Source organism: Oceanobacillus sp. FSL K6-0127 (assembly GCF_037983385.1).
GTDB lineage: Bacteria > Bacillota > Bacilli > Bacillales > Amphibacillaceae > Oceanobacillus > Oceanobacillus profundus.
In genome coordinates, this window is record NZ_CP150287.1 from 3,814,442 (window position 1) to 3,836,554 (window position 22,113).

Below are 22,113 nucleotides of genomic sequence, written 5' to 3' on the forward strand. Positions count from 1 at the left end.
GAATTGATTCTTCAAGGTTGGTAAAAAGTCCGGTAAAAATGACACATCGAATTTCTTCGTTGGCTTGCTTTTCCGTTCCTTAGAAAAGGGAACCACTTTTCCTGCGTGCAAGAACGTCTGCTCACGTATTAAACCCATACGTTCCGCTACTCAAAGCCACGCCTCCTCGAACTTCGACGCACAGGACGTGCTAGTGTCGGCGTTGCAACAGGACGTTGCGAATTTAGCCGACCTCGGTCCTTTTTATCCTCCTTTTTAACCTCTTTTTTGAATAGACATTTCATTAGAATTCATATGAAATGCTTATTCCCTACTTATTTAGAAATAATCGTTCCACTTTCACCACGGATTGCTTTATCAACTTGTTCTAATGAACAGATGATAGCTGTGCCAGTAGTTTTAGCAAATTGTAATGCAGATTCAACTTTAGGTCCCATGCTTCCTGCACTGAATTGACCTTCAGCAACATAGCCATCCATCTCGTCTACTTTGATTTGACCTAATGCTTTTTGTTCCGGTGTTCCATAATTAACGTAAACATTTTCAACATCTGTTAAAATCATGAAAACATCTGCTTCCATTTCTTGAGCAAGTTTAAAGCCACTGCGATCTTTATCGATTACTGCTTCAACACCCTCAACCGTTCCGTTTTCTGCTGTTACAACCGGAATTCCACCGCCGCCACAAGCTACAACTACATTACCTGCTTCTGCAAGTGTTTTAATTGTTTGTGCTTCATGGATTTTAAGTGGTTCTGGTGAAGGTACAACACGGCGATAGCCACGGCCTGAATCTTCTACCATTTTCCAGCCTTTTTCAGCTGCAAGCTGTTTTGATTCTTCTTCTGAATAGAAGGCACCAATTGGTTTAGAAGGATTTTGGAAATCCGCATCATCACGTGAAACTTCAACACGTGTTAACAAGTTAGTTACTGGGGCATCAATACCTAGTGCTTGGAATTCATTTACTAAACATTGAACCATCATATAACCGATAAAACCTTGGGATTGACCACTTAATGCGTCTAATGGAAGTTGAGGAACGACATCTGCAGCTACTTCATTTTGACGAAGGATATTTCCAACTTGTGGACCATTACCATGTGTAATAACTAGCTTATAGCCATCTTTAATTAATTTCGCTAAAAATTTAGCACTTGTACGAACATTGTTCATCTGGTTCTCAAACGTACCTTCTTGACCAGCTTGTAAAATTGCATTCCCACCTATTGCAGCAACTATTGTTTTACTCATCTATAAACCCTCCAACTAAAAATCATAACGGCATCGTTCATTAATGGCAGGATAGGATGGTATGCCTGCATACAACAGTACATACCATCCATCCACACATCTATCCTGTTGCCATTTTATATTATTTATAAGAAATTAAACTTCTACGCCGTATTTTTCAGCAAGTGCTTCTAAAGCTTTTTCGAAACATCCAAGTGGTACACGTACTGTACCAGCACCAATTTGTCCGTTTCCTGCTACTTTATGAGCAATACCAGTGTTGATTACTGGAGTAATTCCAGTTTCAACTACTTTACGGATATCGATACCTAAACAAGCACCTTGGAAATCCCAAGTAGGGATTTGCAAGTTATTGTTGTTAGCGATACAGATTTCACGCATTTCATCACTTGTGTTAACAGCATCGTTGAATCCGCCAGTACCTACGAAGCGAACAACACCTGGTGCAGCAACCATTGCCATACCACCAACACCGTAAGCTTCGGTGATTGCACTATCTCCCATATCCGGAGTTGCATCTTCAGAGCTGTAGCCACTGAAATACAAACCATCTGGAGTATTAACTGGTGCAGTAAACCATTGATCACCTAGTCCACTAACTTTGATTCCGAACTGGTCACCATTACGAGCAAGTGCAGTAACGATACTTCCTTCTGTTTCTGTAGCAGCAGTATCCATTACAGATTTAGCAGTTGCCATCATAATGTTCAAGAAGAACTGGTCATTATCTGCTAGGAATTTTGTAACTTCCTGTAATTCTTTTTCTGAGATACCAGAAGTGATTAAGTATGGAACGATTTGTCTTAAGAATAATGCAGATGCCGCAATATTTCTTTGGTGGAATTCGTCACCCATTGTAATAGCTTTTGCAACAAGTACGTTAACGTTCATTCCGCCATCGATTTGTTTTAATGATTTAGAAAGAGCAGGTCCTAATACATCTTTCATCCAGTTTAAGCGATTGATTACTTCTTCGTTGTACGCACCGAAACGCAGTACCGCACCAATACCTTCGTTTAGGTTACAGTAAGCACGTTTTTCACTTGCTTTGTTTTCTACAACAACAACTGGCATATTTGCAGAAGTGATTCCGCCCATTGGTCCTACAGCACTTACAGAGTGAGCAGAAATAAATGTAACTTCTCCGTTTTCAAGCATTTTTTGAGCTTCTTCTTCTGTTGCAGCCCATCCTTCAAATAATGCTGCACCGATACAAGAACCTTGCATTGGATGAGGCATTTTTTCCCAAACTGTTGGAGGTCCTGAGTGTAAAAGAGCCTTTCCGTTTAATTCAGAGATAACACTTTTTGCCGGAACGACATCAAGTAAGAATGGTTCTGATGCTGTAATATGTTGAATAACCGCCTGATTTGCTTCATCAATTGTTTTATATTGCATGATAATCCTCCTAATCTTATAACTTGCTTAGTTTGTCTAAAATTGCAGCTAAACGCTTATCTCCACCTGCGATAGGTGCCCATTGGTATTGAACCACTTGACCGCCATTTTCTTGAACGGTATCAGCGAATCCAGTCAGACCAACGTTGATTACTCTTGGTTTATCTGAAATCAGCTCAGAAGCTTTTGTAAGATCTGCAACTGCTGTTTTTTCTGCTTTTGTTTCTGCTGCCTCTTCTCCTTCAAGAGAATCAATAATTGCAGCAGCAAGTTTTGTTGCTTGTGCATTGCTTTCTGTAACGATAACACCAGCAGCTTCTAATTTATCTACTTGATCCTGGTATACTTGAGGATCTTGTGCAGTACCTGTTACAGATGCAATTGCGATAACTGCTCTACCTTGTTCAGCAGCTTCTTTCTTACCTTTTTCGACAACTGGTGCGAATACGCCAGCCATATCATCATGCGCTCCATATCCAATAACGTTATCTAATAAAAGTACTGCAGTTTTAGGGTTTGCAATAGCTTCTTTAACCTTTTCCACACGGAAAGTAGGGTCGATCATTGGATGCGCGCGACCTTGCGTATAAGCGTCATCACCTAAGTCAATCACTTCATGCTCGCCATGTTGTAGCATCATTCCTTCAGGATGTGCCGCATCTGGATCAAGATTGAATGCATCTTCAAGGATCATTGCTGCTTCAAGTGCTAATGTACCACCACAATAGTATCCTTTAATGAAGCGTTGATCTTTGTTTTCTTTGATTTTCTTCAAGTCTTCGTTATCTGCTAGGATACTATCTGCAGAAGTGTTGCTTGTTTGAGCTAATTCTAAAGCTTTTAGCGCTGTATCTTCTAAAGTCCATGCATAATGTACATTATCATGTTGCTCTTTTGGCTTATCACCCATAAAGATAGAAACAACAGGCTTGCTTAAAGTCTTGAATACTTCAACAACCTTTTCACGCACTTCTGGTGCAGGTGGCTTCGAAATATAAACAATTACATCTGTTTCAGGATCTGCATCCAACACACGTAATCCTTGAATTGTTGTTAATGCGCCGATCTCTAATGCTAAGTCACGTCCACCAGTACCGATAGCATGTGACACACCGCCGCCGTTTCTTCCAATGATTGTTGTAACTTCTTGAATACCAGTACCTGAAGCACCTACAACACCAATATTTCCTTTTTCAATTACGTTTGCAAAAGCAATCGGCACACCGTTGAGGATACCTGTACCACAGTCAGGACCCATTACCATTAATCCTTTTTCCGCAGCTCTTTGTTTTAGTTGTAATTCATCTTCGATACTAACGTTATCACTAAACAGGAAAACGTTCAGATCACGGTCAAGGGCTTTATTCGCTTCAGCTGCAGCGTGTTCACCTGCAATTGAAATAAGAGCTAAATCAGCATTCGGCAGTTTGTTTCCAGCCATTTCCCATGTACGAACTGTAGAATATGCAGTTGCTTCAGATGCTGCAGATTGGTTATTTAAGAAATCCTCTAACTCCTCAATAACACGATCAACATTTTCTGTTTCAGCAACAACACAAAGATCGTTCGGGCTTGCAGCTTCTAGCTCGTCAGTGTATAAACCTGACCCCTTCATAATATCTTTGTTTGATGGTGTACCCATCATAACTGAAATTCGCTCAACACCATCCATAGCGGATAAGTGATTCGTTAATAACATCAGGCTAACGGAGTCCTGATATAAGTTCTTCTTAATCACAGTATGAAGCATGTTTCTCACTCCCAGACCAATATTTATTGTTACATCTTCGAAGCCGTTTCACTTCTCTATCCTTAGGCAAATGAAAAGTCTTCTTTATATTAATTCCATACAGAGCGTGTAAAGGGCTTGTGCGCGCTTTCACGAGTCGGCGCATTCTTAACACCTTCAAGTGATATCAGGTACCTTTCCAACATCATATTGGTTCTAATCAAAAATTCAAATGGTTTATATTTAGACATAAACACCTTTGTCTTTTAAAACATTTTATAAACCCATTTCAGTTGAAATGATTCTCTGTATGTCTTGCATTAAATCGTAAGTGGATTATTATATTGGCAAACTTTTAAATCCCATGTTCCTTTATTAAAAAAACTGAAAACTTATTCTTGTTCACACCAAATCACCAATTACGCAATATTAATATCTTTTCCTAACAGCGCAATTAGTAAATACCTCATGGTACCTATCAGATATACCACTTACCAACAATTATTATAGCCGAGTACCCTTGAAATGTAATTAGTTACTTTTGATAAAATATAGTTCAGCTTTTGTATATAGTTAACAAGAGTAAAGATCCATAATAGTATACTCCTATTGTGTACAAAAACACTAATAGGATACATTGCTTCTCACTAGACGAACAGTAAAATTATCGTTAAACTAATGAAGGCTTTTGCTAAATCGCAGGAGCTGCAACTTATAAAAAAGTGAGTGATTCATAAGATGGGTTCAACATTTGTATACAAAAATGTCGGAAATTGTGCAATCAAAGGTGACTTTTACTCAACGGAAGCATCAAACGCACCTTTGCTTGTTTATATCCATGGTGGTGGGCTAATTTGGGGAAGCCGTGATGAACTTTCCGAAGAACAAATTAATCTTTATAACAATGCTGGCTTCAACATTTGTTCCATTGACTACCGCCTAGCTCCGGAATCAAAGTTACCAGATATCATTAGCGATATTCAAGATGCGCTCAGGTGGTTAAAAGACGAAGGGGTAAACACGTATAACTTTGACCCAGAGAAAATTGGTGTAATCGGCAGCTCTGGTGGAGGATATCTTGCCTTACTTACAGGTATATTTGAAGTAAAACCAAAAGCAATTGTATCCTTCTACGGTTACGGAAATATTACGGGTGACTGGTACACAAAACCAAGTCCCTATTTTACAAAAATGGCAAAAGTGCCAGAGGCATTACCAAAAATGCTCATTCAGCCAAGCATATTGTCAGAGGCTCCAATTGAAAAACGTTATGGCATATACTTATACTGTAGACAGCAAGGTGTATGGAATGATTACGTTATCGGCAGAAATCAAACCAAAGCTGAGCTGACAAAGTATTGCCCAATTGATAATATTCATTCCGATTATCCGGCAACATTGTTATTACATGGTGATAAAGACGACGATGTTCCACACGAGGAATCCGTTAATATGAGCAGAGCTCTAGAAGATGCTGGTATTACAAATAAACTCATTACCATTCCTAATGGAAAGCATCAGTTTGACAAAGAAATGAATGATCCAAATGTAAAAGATGCATTTCACCAAGTCATTCAATTTTTGAAAGAAAACTTGGATGTTAATTAGCATGACCATATGTTAGAGGCATATAGCTGTGAGAACTTCAGCTTTTTATTTGTAAACATCAGTCAATTAACTGTGAAATTCAGCTTTTAGCATTAGAAATATTGATGCGTGCTTATAAATGAGAACAATCTTAGAAAACAAAGACATTCGCCAAGCTTATAGGCGAATGTCTTTGTTGCATTTAAGCAAGTTGGAAGGTTTTATACCTTCTTATTTGCCAAATTCATTGTTGGATTTTTTCATTACTTAGATCGCTTTGCTACCATTTCAATTTCCACCTCAGCTCCGAGTGGAAGTGCCAAGACCGCAACACAGGTCCTAGCCGGATATGGTGCTGCAAATTGTTTTTCGTACACAGCATTCATTTCCGCGAAGTTATTCATATCTGTCAAATACACATTTACTTTCACGACATCATCTGAAGTAAGACTTGCTTCCTTCATTACTTCAAATAAATTTTCAAAGCACTGCTGCGTTTGCGCAGCGATATCACCAGTCATATCCTTAGCTGTAGGTGAATTTTTTGCAGTCTGACCGGAGAAATAGATAAATTCCCCTGCATCAACCGCATGTGAATAAGGCCCTGAAGGCTCCGTGCCTTTTGCGTCATATACTTTTCTCGTCATATTAATTCTCCTTTTTCAAAATCTACTATCCAATATAGCATCTTTTTGAAAAAATACTATTCTATAATCCAAGCACCGTTGAAATAATCCAGGCTGATCCGTAGAAAATCATGAACTGAACACCAACTCCGACCCCAAGAAAACGATTCAGCATTCCGCCAACCATTGCCATCGCAAACGTAACAACAATTCCGACCAATCCACCTTCATAGAACGCCAGTAAACACACGATTCCAATAAACATCCCAATGATTGCTTCCTGATTAATTCGCTTTAAAACAAAAACAGTAGCTTTACGGGCAAAATTCATTGAAAACGGATAAGCAATCACTGATGCAATCACTAAGCCAATCAATCCATAAATCAAAAAGTCAATTGGATCCATCATCGAATGTAAATTATTTACTGGATCCGCAGTGAAAATTGGCGGTGCATTAAATAAGGCTTGTGCAGGACCGATAGCGACAGGACTTAGCGGGATTCCAAATGCAACTAATGGAATGATTGTCTCTGCAACGTATGTAGATTCTGTTACCCCATTCATCGTAGACAAGCTGGTTGTCGTTTTCTTATATTGTCCTTTGACACGAGAACCGACGATTTCCCCCATTAATGCTGTCATTCCAACAGGACTGAGCGCAAAGGTTAACGATGACAGAAAAGAAGTGCCACCAACAGCAGCAGTTTGTTTTTTCGTCAACACCTTAAATGGATTTGGAAAGTACCCAGACCATGATTTCTGTTCAGGGGCAAGCTTGTATTCATTTGGTTTCGTCCGCTGAATCATCGGGCGAGCACTATTTGATGTTGCAATAAGAATATCCGTCAACATCGGTCCAATTGCGATACCGAGAAAGAAGCTAATGGATAGACTACTCCCCAAAATCGATGTACTAACTAAATTTAACCCTTGAATAACTAAAGCTAAAGGCAAGATAAGTAAAATACTCACCCATCGTCCTTTGGAAAAATAACCTATTAATACAGCAGCACCTGTAAAAATAATCCCTGCATTTTCCTGGAAAAATGTTCCAAACTGACTTAAAAACATCGCAAATAAAAGTGAAACAGGAAGTGCAATAAAAGCACCAATAATTCCACCTGAAATCATTTTTCTGAGCGCGATGTGCGGCAGTCCAATTCTCCGCATAAAGTTAGCATGCTCCAGCATCGGAGCTGCTAGTGTGTCTCCTGGAACTCCCATTAAAGCAGTTGGGATAGCGTGTGTTAAATGCTTGGCCAAAATCGCTGACATAAAAAATGCGAAAACCGCTTCAGGTGGTGCACCTAGCAAGACAACAATTAATGTAGTTGGAACTAGAATTGCCGTTTCATCTGAACCCGAAATCAAACCAAGCAATGTAAATACTACCCCGGCCAAGATTGCTAAGAGAATAGCGATTACCAATACACTCATTTTCGCTTATCCTCCCCATCTTGTATAAACATATCGTAGATTCCCTGTTCCTTCATTTCTTTTGTCGTAACAGGATCATTCAATATAGATTCTCGTTCTTCTTCTATATCAAATTGTAGTTTTTTATAAACCTCCGCCAATTCGTCATTCGTGCTTGGCATCTCATTCAATGTCCGTTTTGGCTTAAATAATAACGTATTCGTCACTAAAGCTACCAAACTTCCTGCAATTCCAAGCAGCAATGAATAAGATTGCACCATTTCTTCTGGAGCAATCTTCGGAAAGATACTTTTTCCAATAAAAAAGCCTGCTAAGCTTAGCGTAATACTTATTGCAATAGTACTTATTAAATGTTTCCCATAAACAGTATCCCCAATTATTTCAACATAGCTGTCTGTTCTTTCATCCTTTTCATTACCCGCAGACATGTAACACTTACCTCCTCATGATTTCACTGAAACTAAAAATTACCTTCTTTCTTTACGAAACCAAGGCTTACAAATTTCAGTAATCATTATACTACAATAAACGCAAGGAGGCTTCTTTTATTTCCTCCATTCAACAAAGTTTCCTTAAGATAAACTTTGTTGAATGTTTATTCGTATCATAAACCACATGACATCTATTCTGTGAAATACAGCCACATATATTCTTTTAATGTAAAAACAATAAAAAACCATCCCATGTATGTAACGTACAAATGAGATGGTTTTAACAATAAACCCTATCCTATTGTTTTTTTATCGGCGTACAAACTGCGTATAGGCTTTCTGTTGAGTCAGATAAATTTACTTCAATGACTTTATATCCGCTATCAACTGAGTCCACATTTTTCAACTGCATGATTAAGCTTTTATCCATTGTTCCTCTTCCTTTCCTATAAATTTATCACACCGAAATCAATATATGCTGGGAGTTCGAAAGTGTGCATGCTTCATTAAAAATATTTGGCCCATTTACTTAAATTCAGGTACCACAGTAGGTTCGGTAAGGTGTTTCAGTTTTCACAGGCGGTCTTGTAAACTCAGATTGCTCGTCCGTATGTGCGTAAGGATCAGCTAGAACATGTAGTAACTTCTTCAACACATGATAATTTCCCTCTTCGACTGCGGCAGAAAGCGCTGCTTCCACTTGATGATTCCGTGGGATTACTGCAGGATTACTATCCCGCATTAATTGATGTGATGAAGCTTTTGAATCTTCCTGCCTATCTAATCTTTCCAGCCATGACTGATACCATTCCGTAAATCCCGGAGTATCAGCTAGTTCAAAATTCTTCTGCCAATTAAAAGTTAGTGCCAAAAATGTATTCGTATAATCCGCTCGGTGCTTCTGCATCATACGAAGAAGGTCTTCAACAAGAGCTACATCCTCTTGCTCTTCATTAAATATACCCAATTTTGCTCGCATTCCCTTCATCCAGTGAAAACGAAACAAATTCGAGAAACCAGATACAGCTTCCTGTGCAAGCTCCAATGCTTGTTCGTCTTCTTCATGCAGTAATGGCAGCAAACTTTCCGCAAATCGCGCGAGATTCCAGCCAGCTATTTGCGGCTGATTGCCATAAGCGTAACGCCCGTTAATATCAATAGAGCTAAAAACCGTTTTCTGATGGTACGTATCCATAAATGCACAAGGACCGTAATCAATCGTTTCACCGCTGATCGTCATATTGTCGGTGTTCATTACACCATGAATAAAACCTGCCAGTTGCCATTTGGCTACAAGAATAGCTTGACGCCTTATTACTTCCTGAAGCAGGTATAGATAACGATTCTCTCCAAAATCACCACCTGAGAAATGTCGCTCTAATGCATAATCAGCTAAAGCCCGCAGTTCCTCCGTCGATCCCCAATTTGCAGCATACTCAAAAGTTCCGACACGAAGGTGACTGTCAGCAACACGGGTTAAAATCGCACCAGGCAGTTCAGTTTCACGCATTATAAATTCCCCAGTGGTTACAACTGCCAAGCTACGAGATGTAGGGATGCCAAGTGCATGCATCGCCTCACTAATGATATATTCTCTTAACATCGGTCCAAGTGCAGCACGGCCATCACCGCCCCTAGAATACGGAGTCCTTCCCGCCCCCTTCAGCTGAATATCAAAACGTTCTTTATCAGGAGTTACCTGCTCTCCTAATAATATTGCTCTCCCATCTCCAAGCATGGTAAAATGCCCAAACTGATGTCCCGCATAGCTTTGCGCAAGCGGATTAGCTCCTTTTGGAATTCGATTACCAGCCAACAGTTCAACACCAGTTTCACTGATTAACTCCTCGATGTTTAGTCCAAGTGAAGTGCCTAACTTCTTATTAAAAATTACTAATCCTGGTAGCTGGACAGGAGTTGGATTTAGATTTGTATAAAATAAATTTGGTAAACGAGAATAGCTATTCTCTAAATTCCAGCCAGCATCATTTCCATTCTCTTTTCGCATGATAGCACCCTTCCCTTCGTAAGTTTTAAATTTGTTTATAGCGTTTTCGTTTTGCCATTTGATTATCCATTCAATTAGCAACCTAAATTTCTAACTCAACTCGAATTTCCTACAATTTATAATTCCAGGCCATACGAAATCTATCAAAATCAGCGTGCATTCGCTAAAACTTGTACATGTTTGCACTTATAATCCGACAGCTATCTAAACAGCAATGCGCTAGAATAGGATATAGCAATCTACAATTCAACTATTTTACACAACGTGATAATATTTTTTTTAAAAAAAATTGTCTCCCATTCATATTTCCCTGCAACATATACTAATAAAACAGTTTCAGCGATATTAGATTCTTGTAAAACAATGTATCCTTGGGGATTCTATATTTAAACTGGATTACATCTATTCTAAATGAAGTTATTGTTTAGCAGCAATTAATTGACAGTAGTTTCGTTTTCTCAATTAGTAAGTATAGCCAAACTAGATAAGCTGTTATTTAACGACTTCAATTATTGACCAAAATACAAAAGGGAGAGTGCAATATGGCTACTGAAAACTTCCAACACAGCTACAGTTTAACTGAGATTGCAAAACAACTCGGCCGTCCACGGACAACCGTACAAGAATGGCGAAATCAATTTAAACCATACCTTCCGACTGTTCAGGGTACTCAAGGAAGAACTACAAGATATGAAGCTAGCGCATTAGCACTTTTTCAATTAATCGCCCATCTGAAAGAAGCAAACGAACCAATTAGCATTATCGAACAAGCATTAATAGAAAACAGTGCAACCACTTCGGACAATACAACTGCAAACATTCCATCTTTTCAGCCACAAGTTTACGAAGGGTTAAAACAATTAGCTGTTGCACTGGATGAACAGCGACAGCTTAACAAAGCAATCATGAAAGAACTGCAGGAGTTACGACAGCAGCAGACCACATACTATCACGAACTAATGGAGCTGCTAGATCGACAAAACAATGTAGAGGAAAATATTCGAACCCGAGACTTTCGCTTGCTAGAAACGATGCGTGATATGCAAGATAAGAAGAAAAAAGAGAAACAGCGTGGAGGTTTTTTTTCCATTGTATTTAATAGGTGAATTAACCACTAATTGGACTAGCCAGCTCTAATCAATCTGTTGCATTCATCTTCTCTTACAACCTTTGAACCTATCTTCCGCTAACTTTTACATAAACCATCCAAGGAAGCACCACATGGATGGTTTTTTATTCTTCTCTTTTACAGGCATCAAAATATATCTTTCCCTTAATCAAATAATAGAAGTTGTTCGTTTTGCACAAAATTAAACATAATAAATAGTGCAGAATGCTTAATGATATATCATCAAATTTTTAGTACAATATTAGAATCGTTAATTAATTTAAACAATAGCTTAACATTTCATATTTTACATCCTCCATTCCACACTAGTTAGTCTAGTTAATATATCCAGTAAATTTATAAAAACTGAATCTTTTATAAATTAATCGATAAAAAGGAGAAATTCAACTATGTACACAGAACTAAACACACCAGCTAGAACGATTATGACTCCAGGACCGGTAGAAGCTGAGCCACGTGTGCTTCGGGCAATGGCTACTCCTATACTAGGTCAGTTTGATCCAGCTTTTACTGAAATCATGGATCGTGTAATGAACATGCTTCGAGAACTTTTTCAGACAAAAAATAAATGGGCTTTCCCGATTGATGGAACGTCAAGATCAGGTGCTGAAGCGCTGCTTTGCAGTATTATTGAACCAGGAGATAAAGTTTTCATTCCGATATATGGAAGATTTGGTTATTTATTAAATGAGATTTGCGAACGATACGGTGCAGAGGTTCACACGATGGAATGTGAATGGGGAGAAGTTTTTGACCCAGAAGCAGTAATCAAAGAAATGAAAAAAGTAAACCCGAAAATTACAGCAATCGTGCATGGTGAAACATCAACAGGTCAAATGCAGCCTTTAGAAGAAATTGGGAAAGCTTGCAGAGAACAAGATATACTGTTTGTTGTTGATGCTGTTGCATCCATCGGGGGTACTCCTGTAAAAGTAGATGAATGGTTTATTGATGGTATCGTTGGCGGTACACAAAAATGCTTATCTGTTCCGTCTGGGATGGCACCAATTACGTATAATGATAGAATTGAAAAAGTAATTCAAGCCAGAAAGAAAGTTGAAAAAGGGATTGAAACAGAAGATGACAGACAAAATCTTGGAAGCAATCCTTTTATAAAAAGCAATTACTTTGACGTCAGTATGCTTCAAGATTACTGGGGTCCGAGACGCTTAAATCACCATACAGAAGCAACTTCTATGATTTATGCTCTTCATGAAGGACTTCGGATTGTACTTGAAGAAGGATTAGAAGAACGTTTTGCTCGTCACAAGCATCACGAACAGGCTCTAATAGCTGGTATTGAAGCAATGGGATTAGATATATATGGGAATATTGACTCCAAACTCCCCGTAGTTACCTGTGTCACAATACCAGAAGGAATTGATGGTGAATCCGTACGGAAAATGCTGCTTGAAGAATTTACAATTGAAATTGCAAGTTCATTTGGTCCTCTACAAGGGAAAATCTGGCGAATTGGCACAATGGGTTATAGCTGCCGGAAAGAAAATGTTCTGTTTGCATTAGCAGGATTAGAAGCAGTATTGATCCGTCACGATGCTCCTATTCAGGTTGGTAAAGCGTTGCAGGCAGCATTGGATGTTTACAATAACAACTAAAAATAAGCGGAAGATGAAATAGTATAATTTTCTGCATAAAACAAAAGCATCGCTACAAAGGGCGATGCTTTTCAATATTCATTAATAGTGAAGCGGTCCACCAGGTCCAAGCGGAATTCCGAACAGGAACCATATAATTAGCATGATTGTCCAGCCAATTAAGAAGAACATAGAGTATGGTACCATAACCGATACTAATGTCCCAATCCCCATTTTCTTATCATACTTCTGGGCAAATGCAATAATTATTGCAAAGTACGTCATTAACGGTGAAATAATGTTTGTTGACGAATCTGCAATCCGGTATGCCATTTGTGTCAGTTCCGGGGAATAGCCCATCTGCATCATAATTGGCACAAAGATTGGAGCCATCATTGCCCATTTTGCAGTGGCACTTCCAATAAATATGTTTATGACCGCTGTGATGAGAATAAATGTAACAATTAATGGTATTCCAGTTAGGTTAACACTATCCAAAAATTCTGCGCCGTATACTCCGAGAACTAGTCCCATATTCGACTCGTTAAAGAATGCAACAAATTGACCTGCAGTAAAGGCCAGTACAATAAACATTCCCATGGAAGCCATCGTATCGGACATTTGCGCTGCAACATCTTTATCGTTTCGAATTGATTTCGTAACAATACCATAAACAAGTCCAGGAACAAAAAATAGAATCGCGATAATTGGAACTAATGAACTCATAAATGGTGATTGGATAATTTGTGCCATCAAATCTCCTTCTGTGCCACGCAATGGCGCATTTGGCGGCAACACAAGCAGTAATGCCAGTACTAAAGCGACAAACACCGCAACACCAGACCAGATAAGTCCTTTCTTCTCAATCGATTGAAGCCCGTCCAGTTTTTCCTTCTGATCCCCATTATATGCTCCAAGTCGAGGTTCAACAATTCGCTCGGTTACCCAAGCTCCGATAAACGTCAACACAAATACAGATGCTGCGATGAAAAACCAATTCATTGCAATATTCATGGTTTCTGCATACGCCGGGTCAATTATTGCTGCTCCAGCAATCGTCAACTCTCCAAGCAGTACGTCCGTACCTGATAATAATAGATTCGCACTAAATCCACCTGAAACACCAGCAAATGCTGCTGCAAGTCCAGCTAGCGGATGTCTGCCAAGTGCCGCAAAAATCATTGCACCAAGTGGTGGCAGTACAACATAGCCAGCATCAGAGGCTACACTTGACATGATACCGGCAAAAACTAACCCCAGTGTAATAAACCGCTTTGGTACGGATAATACAAATCCACGTAATAATGCACTTATCAAGCCTGTCCGTTCGGCAACACCGATACCAAGCATCGTTACGAGAACAACACCTAGTGGAGCGAAACCAATAAAGTTATCTGTCAAACTTGAAAATATATACTGGATGCCTTCCGCACTTAGTAAATTCTTGATTTCAACAGTTGATCCTTCTTCTCCAGGATGTTCTACACTTATTCCCAACGGTTGGAAGGCTGCTGATAACAGTAATACAATCAGAGCTAAAATAGCAAATAATGTTACTGGATGCGGAAGTTTATTTCCAGATGCTTCAACAAAATCCAAGAAACGCTGAAAAAATCCCTTCTTTCCTTTTGCCATAAAGTAATCCTCCTATTAAATTTAAATGAATAATTTTCTGAAAAATACAACCAAATTTAGTCACGACATCCATTATACATACTTATAGACTTAATTTAAACCGCTCTAAAAATAGTAATAATAATAGATCATTTCCCAATTTATATGTTATTTAAAATCTTAGATCAACTATAATATCAATTACAATTAGCCCCATGTGTTCTTTGAACACATGGGGCTAATTGTAATAATAGCAGTATTTTATTATTATACATGCAAAATAGGTTATATGGAGTGCTGATTCACAATCTCTTTTCATGGTGCCTTCATTGCTGTATTGATTATCCGTTCTGGATGTGTATATACATTCATTTTATTCCCTCTGGCAAAGCCAATCGTCGTAATGCCTAGATCAGCTGCTAGCTGCAATCCCAAATCTGTCGGTGCAGATTTAGAAAGGAGAATGCCAACACCTATTTTAGATATTTTCAGCAATACTTCCGATGAAATCCGACCACTAAAAACGATAAGTTTATCTGCCACTCTTATTTTTTCATGAATAATATGCCCATATATTTTATCCAATGCATTATGGCGTCCGATATCGGTTCTTATCGTAAGTATTCCTTCGCAAGTAGCAAGTGCTGCATTATGGACACCGCCTGTACGAATAAATTGCTCCGAATTCGTTTGCAGTTCTTTCATTAACTGAAAGCATTGATCGACTGTTATTGATAGCTTGCTCGTTATCGTTTTGGCCGTTTTTACATCACTTTTAAAATAAAACTGTCGGCTTTTCCCGCAGCAAGAACCGATAAAGCGTTTCGAGTGGTCAATTTGAGAAGGATCGATCTGTTTATACAGATCCACATAAGCAAAGCCGAGTTTCTCGTCTATTGAGATTCGCCTTATTTCATCCTTAAACCGAATTACCCCTTCTGAGGCAAGAAAGCCGATGACTAGATCACTTTGATTGGACGGTGAACATACAATCGTTGCAAATTCACTTCCATTAATCCTAATCGTGAGCGGTGCTTCGATTGCAACCTCTTCATGTAAAATGGACTGGGAATACCCATTAAATCGGATTATTTCCCAGCCATCCTCTTTCACATCAGTCATCTTAGCCCCCCTAGCTAATATCTACTTCAAGCTCTTCTACTCTTTTTTCCACATATTTTGTATCTTTTTGAGCAAAATATGTTTCCGCCTTTTCAACGATTGCGGCTGCATTATATTCTGGAATTCCCGCAAATTCTTCATAAACACCCTTTGGAATAAGCATGTTTCCTTCTGGCCAATGTGCTTCAATATTTCCTCGTTTGACCGCTACAAATTTTGCACGGCCATGGAATGTTCCATGCTGATTGTATACAACAATTGCATCGCCTTCTTTTATGCCGAGTTCCGCTCCATCTGCTTCATTCATTAAGACATCATATCGATCTGCATCATTAAACGGATCTTTTTCTCCATAGATCATCGAATTAAACTGTTTCCCACGACGAGTCGTGACATAAAAATGGCCTTCAGGCTTGCGAAGCTCTGGTAATTCTACTGTTATCAAATTTCCATTTCCATCTGGCGTCGGACATAACCCATCTTCACAAAGCCATGCCCCGCCCCATTGAAATACATCACCACGATTTTCTAAATGCTGAATCCCGTCATAGTTTGGTGCTGCCTTGGCAATTTCTGCACGTATTTCATCCGCTGTATTAAAATCAATTAAATGCTGCTGATCTGGTTTTACCCGTCTAGCAAGGTCAACATATATTTCCCATTCCATCCGCGCTTCCTCAATACGTGGTCCCTTAATTTCCGGTGAAAAATATACCATTCGTTCTGTAGAGGTAGAAGTACCACCACCAGGCTGCTCATACCTTGTCATCGCAGGCAAAACAATCACCGCTTCTCTCGCATCAGCAAATGTTGACGTATTAAAAATAATATCCTGGTGCACACGAATATCTATATTTTCCAAGCATTGCTTGACAAAATCAGGATCTGGCATTGTTTCTAAGAAATTACCACCAGATAAATAGTAAAGATCTAATTTGCGTTCATGTTCCTCAGGTAAGAGCGCATTTTCTAACGATACCCCAACGATATCCCCTTGCCACGCTGGAATATCAAAGCCCCAAACCTTTTCTACTCGTTCTCTATTTCCTTCATCCATTCCGCCACCAGGGAGAACGAACGGATCTGCCCCCATTTCTCCAGAACCTTGTACACCAGAATGACCACGGATTGGCATTAACCCGCAATGTTCTCTTCCTAAAAAGCCTCGTAGTAATGCAAGATTGGCAACTTGGGAAATGTTATCTGTGCCAAATCGATGCTGTGTTAAACCCATTGACCATACAAAGACAGCAGATTTCGATTTCGCTAGTAGTTCAGCTAATTCAATCATCTGATGCTTCTGGATACCTGATGATGTAACAAGCTGATCCCAATCATAAGCAGTCACCTTTTCTCGTAATTCTTCAAGCCCATTTACATGCTGTGAAACGAAATCATGATCGATTGCTGATCCATGCGCCATCTCTTCCATTTCAAACCAATGCTTCATGATGCCATGCATAAAGGCAATGTCACCACCAATATTCACTTGGTACACATCATCCGCTATTTTTGTCCCAAATAATGCGGACTCTGCAATCGATGGCACCCAATAATTATCCATCGCTGGCTCATGGTATGGATTAATAATAATGATTTTCGTGCCTTTGCGTTTTGCTGCATACATATACTTCGTTGAAACTGGTTGATTGTTTGCGGCAACAGATCCCCAGAAAATCAGGACATCCGTTCCAATCCAATCCTTATAATTACAAGTAGATGCGCCGACTCCGATCGAGCGATTTAGTGCCGTTTTCGAAGGAGAATGACAGATTCTCGATGCATTGTCGATATTATTTGTACCTAAGAAACGTGCAACCTTGCCAACCGTATAGTAAACTTCATTCGTAATCCCTCGTGAAGTTGTATAAAATGCATAACGTTTCGGGTCAAGCTCTTTCATTTTGGCCGCGATTTTACCCAGCGCATCATTCCAAGAAATACGACTAAACTTTCTCTCTCCTGCCTTACGAATAAGTGGATAAGGAATTCTACCGAGCTTCCGCAACTCCGTACTGCTCATTTTTCGTAAATCTTCTATATCCATATTTAATACACGCTCTTCAATCGCAGACATCGTATTTAAACGAAGGACATTTAATCGTGTTGTACATACATGCGGACCTGTTAATGTTTGATCATAAAGTCCAGAGACACCCAATGCGCAACCGTCACATACACCTTGTGTAAGAATTCTCGTAGCGTATGGTAAATTATCTTTATTCTCCCAAACAACCTTCATCGTATCACGGATATGATGTGGCTTAATTTTTCCTAAACCGAACGGAACCTTACTTGCCCATAGTGCTGGATCAGGCTTTTTCGGTAGCTTGATAGGCCCTGTGTGCTTTGTTTCTCCCAACATTTATCCCTCCAGTTTCCTTTTATTAATGTACATTCAGCTTACTTTGTTACAGCTACACCAAGCTTTTGATTTGTAGCTTGTTGTGCATTTCGTAAACGATTAATATCTGCCCGGATCCAGATAGAAATAGCAAATGCGATGATAAATAAGATACCAAAAATCATCATCGTTAAATTATAACTATTCGTAGAGTCGTAGATTAAGGATAGTAGAATTGGACCAACTACCCCAGCAACCGCCCATGCAGTTAAAATATATCCATGAATCGCTCCAAGCTGTTTGGTTCCAAAGAGATCACCAATATAAGCTGGTATTGATGCAAACCCTCCACCATAACAAGTTAATATCGTAAAAATAAGGATTTGAAAAACAATTCCATTCGACGCGAAGGGCAGCATGAAAAACGCGATAATTTGGAGGACAAAAAAAGCCGTATATACATTCGGCCTTCCAATATAATCGGATAATGATGCCCAGCCCAGTCTTCCACCACCATTAAATAACCCCATTATTCCTACCATTGCAGCTGCAGCTATCGGTGTCATCCCAGCTATATCCTGTGCCATCGGCGAAGCTACAGCAATCACCGCAATTCCACAAGTAACATTTAAGAAAAGCATGCACCAAAGCATCCAGAAACGACGTGTTTTAATTGCCTCATTTGCTGTCAGCTGTGATAGATCCGCTTTAATTTTACGCGCACCATTTTGCCCGCTTTCTTTAAATCCCTTTGGTGCCCACCCCTCTGGTGGTGGAGATAAATATTGTGCTGCAAGTATCATCACAATAAAATAAACTGCACCAAGCACATAGAAAGTATTGGAAATACCGACCATATCAATCAGAGCTGCAGCTGCTGGTCCACTTAAAAGTGCTGCAAAACCAAATCCCATAATTGCTAATCCAGTAGCGAGGCCTCGGCGATCAGGAAACCATTTTACTAATGTTGATACAGGAGCAATATAACCAATCCCTAAACCGATTCCACCAATTACACCATAAAATACATACAATAAAAATAAGGACTCAAAAGCTGTTGCTAATCCAGATCCAGCTACACCAACACTAAAAAATATCGCAGCAAGCATGGCAGACTTCTTTGGTCCTTGCTTTTCCACAAACCTTCCCATAAAGGCAGCAGAAAAACCAAGCATAAAAATAGCAATACTAAAAGCAAGCGATATTTCCGTTGTTTCCCATCCATATTGAGCCACCATAGGGTTAGTAAAAACACTCCAAGCATAGGCAGAGCCAATTGAGATGTGAACCCCTACTGCAGATGCAGCAATTAACCAGCGATTTTTAACTTTTCCCATACACATCCTCCTAAATATGATTATGATATAAGGTTGCCAATACTATAAAACAACTGCATGGAAAGGCTTACATAATATACCTTATTAGCCTGGCTAACTAAATAGAAAGCCATGATTAATTTTTAATATATTTTATTTTTTGAAATTTTAACCCAAATTTATCATGTAAGTAAATTTTAGTCAATTACTTGCCCTTGAAAATATATATGGTACGAAACTTCTTATTTAATTTACCCAATAACTTGAAAATTCTACTCTTCAACATTAATAAGTCTTTTGTTCTAAAACTATTAGTCTGTGTGATTGTATCGAACAATAGTTTAAGACTATGTAAAATAATTAAAATATTTCAATTATTATTGAAACCAATACGATTTGATGTTATATTGAACATTAGAATCAAGCGCTTTCATAGACAAGCATCTCTAATATCATTTTATAAGGAGTGGTAGTATGAGTAACAAAGCAGTTGTATATGTTAAAGCTGGAGAAGTAGAAGTGCGGGATATTGGGTATCCTGATCTAATACTTCGTGATGGCCCAGGAGTTAATCCTTTAAACGTAGGAAGAAAATGTAATCATGGGGTCATTTTAAAGGTAATTTCCACTAATATCTGCGGTAGTGACCAACATATGGTAAGAGGTCGTACTACGGCTCCAAGCGGTTTAGTTCTTGGGCATGAAATTACAGGTGAAGTTATCGAGGTTGGAAGTGATGTGGAATTTATCCAAAAAGGAGACATCGTATCTGTTCCATTTAACATTGCCTGTGGACGCTGTCAAAATTGTAAGCAGCAGGATACACATATTTGTACGAATGTTAACCCTGATCGTCCTGGTTCGGCTTATGGCTATGTTGATATGGGCGGCTGGGTCGGCGGTCAATCAGAATATGTTATGGTCCCTTATGCGGATTTCCAATTATTAAAATTCCCTGACCGCGATCAAGCATTAGAGAAGATTCTTGATTTAACGATGCTATCCGATATTTTCCCTACCGGATATCATGGTGCAGTTAGTGCAGGTGTCAAAACCGGATCAACGGTATATGTTGCCGGTGCAGGCCCTGTAGGCTTAGCCGCTGCACACTCCGCACAATTATTAGGCGCTTCGGCTGTTATCGTTGGCGATTTAAATGAAGAACGACTCGAACAAGCAAGAAGCTTCGGCTGTGAAACCGTAAACTTACGTGAGCATGATGATCTCGGTGAGCAAATCGAGCAAATTCTTGGTACGCCTGAAGTAGACTGTGCAGTTGATGCGGTAGGCTTTGAAGCGAGTGGTCACGGAAAAGACGCCGGCGAAGCTCCTGCTACTGTATTAAACTCAATTATGGGTGTAACTAGAGCTGGAGGGCGCTTAGGAATTCCAGGACTATATGTAACTGGGGATCCAGGGGCAGCTGATAACGATGCAAAAGAAGGAACATTAAAGATCCGCTTCGGACTTGGATTTGCAAAGGCACATACATTTGTAACTGGACAAACTCCAGTTATGCGATATAATCGTGATTTAATGAAAGCTATTTTAAGTGGCAGAGCACAAATTGCCAAAGCGGTTAATGCAACGGTTATTTCCATCGGTGAAGCTCCAGATGGTTATAGAGCATTTGACGGTGGTGTATCTCGTAAATTCGTTATCGACCCACATGGTATGATTAAGCAGAAATCTTATGGAGTTGCTGAGCAACAGGTTAATGGTTGATTGAGTGGTTGAGAGGAAAGTGAAAGACCTAATCTAGCATACTTTAGCCCGAAGTTGAATCTAGTTATCCAACTTCGGGCTTTTTTTCTCCATTTATTTAATAGATTTATGATCTCTTTTTCATTCACTCATGTAGAGTGCGATCTCTATTAGCAAGGAGGAAATCATACAGTTACTTATTTCAATCCACGCACTTATGTAGAGTGCGATTTCTTACAAGAGATACCTGGTGTGATTCCCATAAATTTCAATCCACGAACTCATGTAGAGTGCGATAATTTCAAAGCTTGCATTACTGAAATTCTTCAAAATTTCAATCCACGCACTCATGTAGAGTGCGATTATCCGAAGTTTATCAGTTTTCAGCTAAAGAAATATTTCAATCCACGCACTCATGTAGAGTGCGATCTTCCTGTGTCAATACAATTAAGGAGATCCAGCAGTGATTTCAATCCACGCACTCATGTAGAGTGCGATTATAAAAACGGACATTTAGCACTCCTTGATAAGATTTCAATCCACGCACTCATGTAGAGTGCGATACCACCTGCCATATTACTAAAAACTGTTCCAAATATTTCAATCCACGCACTCATGTAGAGTGCGATTGGGAAACCAGCAACAATTAACAGCAAACAAGATATTTCAATCCACGCACTCATGTAGAGTGCGATAGTAGTATCCGAAAGATTAGGTCATGGATCTATCATTTCAATCCACGCACTCATGTAGAGTGCGATCTTCGACCATTCCGAGTAATCCGTCGAGCATGTCGATTTCAATCCACGCACTCATGTA

16 protein-coding genes and 1 CRISPR repeat array (1 of these 17 running past the window's edge) are annotated in these 22,113 nt (G+C 39.3%); of the genes, 4 read left to right on the plus strand and 12 right to left on the minus strand.

Annotated features, from left to right (window positions below):
* Nucleotides 1-314: 314 nt before the first annotated feature.
* The 3 genes from arcC to fdrA all read right to left on the minus strand — a co-directional run bounded on the left by arcC (nt 315) and on the right by fdrA (nt 4,401).
* Complete coding sequence (arcC, locus tag MHH64_RS18655) at nt 315-1,253, minus strand: carbamate kinase (protein WP_095313203.1); 939 nt, start codon at nt 1,251-1,253, stop codon at nt 315-317.
* Between the two features lie 135 nt (nt 1,254-1,388).
* A complete protein-coding gene (locus MHH64_RS18660; RefSeq protein ID WP_095313204.1) occupies nt 1,389-2,651 on the minus strand; it encodes a DUF1116 domain-containing protein in 1,263 nt (420 codons plus the stop codon).
* Nucleotides 2,652-2,667: 16 nt separating this feature from the next.
* Nucleotides 2,668-4,401: an acyl-CoA synthetase FdrA gene (gene fdrA / locus MHH64_RS18665; RefSeq protein WP_303447509.1), complete on the minus strand. Its 1,734-nt coding sequence runs from the start codon at nt 4,399-4,401 to the stop codon at nt 2,668-2,670.
* A gap of 717 nt (nt 4,402-5,118) precedes the next feature.
* Here fdrA and MHH64_RS18670 point away from each other — a divergent pair.
* Nucleotides 5,119-5,988, plus strand: coding sequence for an alpha/beta hydrolase (locus MHH64_RS18670; protein ID WP_340002187.1), 870 nt, complete (start codon nt 5,119-5,121; stop codon nt 5,986-5,988).
* A gap of 242 nt (nt 5,989-6,230) precedes the next feature.
* Here the strand turns inward: MHH64_RS18670 and MHH64_RS18675 are convergent, their stop codons facing one another.
* From MHH64_RS18675 to MHH64_RS18695, 5 genes are all read right to left on the minus strand, one after another.
* The gene (locus tag MHH64_RS18675; protein ID WP_095313210.1) at nt 6,231-6,614 is read right to left on the minus strand and encodes a Rid family detoxifying hydrolase; all 384 of its coding nucleotides are present in this window, start codon (nt 6,612-6,614) and stop codon (nt 6,231-6,233) included.
* Between the two features lie 61 nt (nt 6,615-6,675).
* Complete coding sequence (locus MHH64_RS18680) at nt 6,676-8,031, minus strand: tripartite tricarboxylate transporter permease (RefSeq protein ID WP_118889838.1); 1,356 nt, start codon at nt 8,029-8,031, stop codon at nt 6,676-6,678.
* Nucleotides 8,028-8,459, minus strand: a complete 432-nt coding sequence (locus MHH64_RS18685; RefSeq protein WP_095313214.1) for a hypothetical protein — start codon at nt 8,457-8,459, stop codon at nt 8,028-8,030. The genes MHH64_RS18680 and MHH64_RS18685 overlap by 4 nt, the downstream gene beginning before the upstream one ends.
* 301 nt (nt 8,460-8,760) lie before the next feature.
* Nucleotides 8,761-8,892: a hypothetical protein gene (locus tag MHH64_RS18690; protein WP_262366397.1), complete on the minus strand. Its 132-nt coding sequence runs from the start codon at nt 8,890-8,892 to the stop codon at nt 8,761-8,763.
* A gap of 105 nt (nt 8,893-8,997) precedes the next feature.
* Complete coding sequence (locus MHH64_RS18695; RefSeq protein ID WP_340002188.1) at nt 8,998-10,470, minus strand: YdiU family protein; 1,473 nt, start codon at nt 10,468-10,470, stop codon at nt 8,998-9,000.
* 542 nt (nt 10,471-11,012) lie between these two features.
* Here MHH64_RS18695 and MHH64_RS18700 point away from each other — a divergent pair.
* Entirely contained in the window at nt 11,013-11,576 is a 564-nt protein-coding gene (locus MHH64_RS18700) for a MerR family transcriptional regulator (RefSeq protein ID WP_118889841.1), read from the plus strand.
* A 412-nt stretch (nt 11,577-11,988) separates the two neighbouring features.
* Nucleotides 11,989-13,215, plus strand: coding sequence for an alanine--glyoxylate aminotransferase family protein (locus tag MHH64_RS18705; protein ID WP_340002189.1), 1,227 nt, complete (start codon nt 11,989-11,991; stop codon nt 13,213-13,215).
* A gap of 81 nt (nt 13,216-13,296) precedes the next feature.
* Here the strand turns inward: MHH64_RS18705 and MHH64_RS18710 are convergent, their stop codons facing one another.
* The 4 genes from MHH64_RS18710 to MHH64_RS18725 form a co-directional block, all read right to left on the minus strand.
* Nucleotides 13,297-14,829: an AbgT family transporter gene (locus tag MHH64_RS18710; protein WP_303447505.1), complete on the minus strand. Its 1,533-nt coding sequence runs from the start codon at nt 14,827-14,829 to the stop codon at nt 13,297-13,299.
* A gap of 294 nt (nt 14,830-15,123) precedes the next feature.
* The gene (gene fdhD / locus MHH64_RS18715) at nt 15,124-15,930 is read right to left on the minus strand and encodes a formate dehydrogenase accessory sulfurtransferase FdhD (RefSeq protein ID WP_340002190.1); all 807 of its coding nucleotides are present in this window, start codon (nt 15,928-15,930) and stop codon (nt 15,124-15,126) included.
* A 10-nt stretch (nt 15,931-15,940) separates the two neighbouring features.
* The gene (locus MHH64_RS18720) at nt 15,941-18,292 is read right to left on the minus strand and encodes an FdhF/YdeP family oxidoreductase (RefSeq protein WP_340002191.1); all 2,352 of its coding nucleotides are present in this window, start codon (nt 18,290-18,292) and stop codon (nt 15,941-15,943) included.
* 41 nt (nt 18,293-18,333) lie between these two features.
* On the minus strand, nt 18,334-19,611 hold the full coding sequence (locus tag MHH64_RS18725; protein WP_303447502.1) for an OFA family MFS transporter: 1,278 nt from the start codon (nt 19,609-19,611) through the stop codon (nt 18,334-18,336).
* Between the two features lie 453 nt (nt 19,612-20,064).
* Between MHH64_RS18725 and fdhA the strand changes: the two genes are divergently transcribed.
* On the plus strand, nt 20,065-21,315 hold the full coding sequence (fdhA, locus tag MHH64_RS18730; RefSeq protein WP_340002192.1) for a formaldehyde dehydrogenase, glutathione-independent: 1,251 nt from the start codon (nt 20,065-20,067) through the stop codon (nt 21,313-21,315).
* 112 nt (nt 21,316-21,427) lie between these two features.
* A CRISPR array of direct repeats spans nt 21,428-22,113; the repeat unit is 32 nt; unit sequence ATTTCAATCCACGCACTCATGTAGAGTGCGAT (it continues 1,532 nt past the right edge of the window).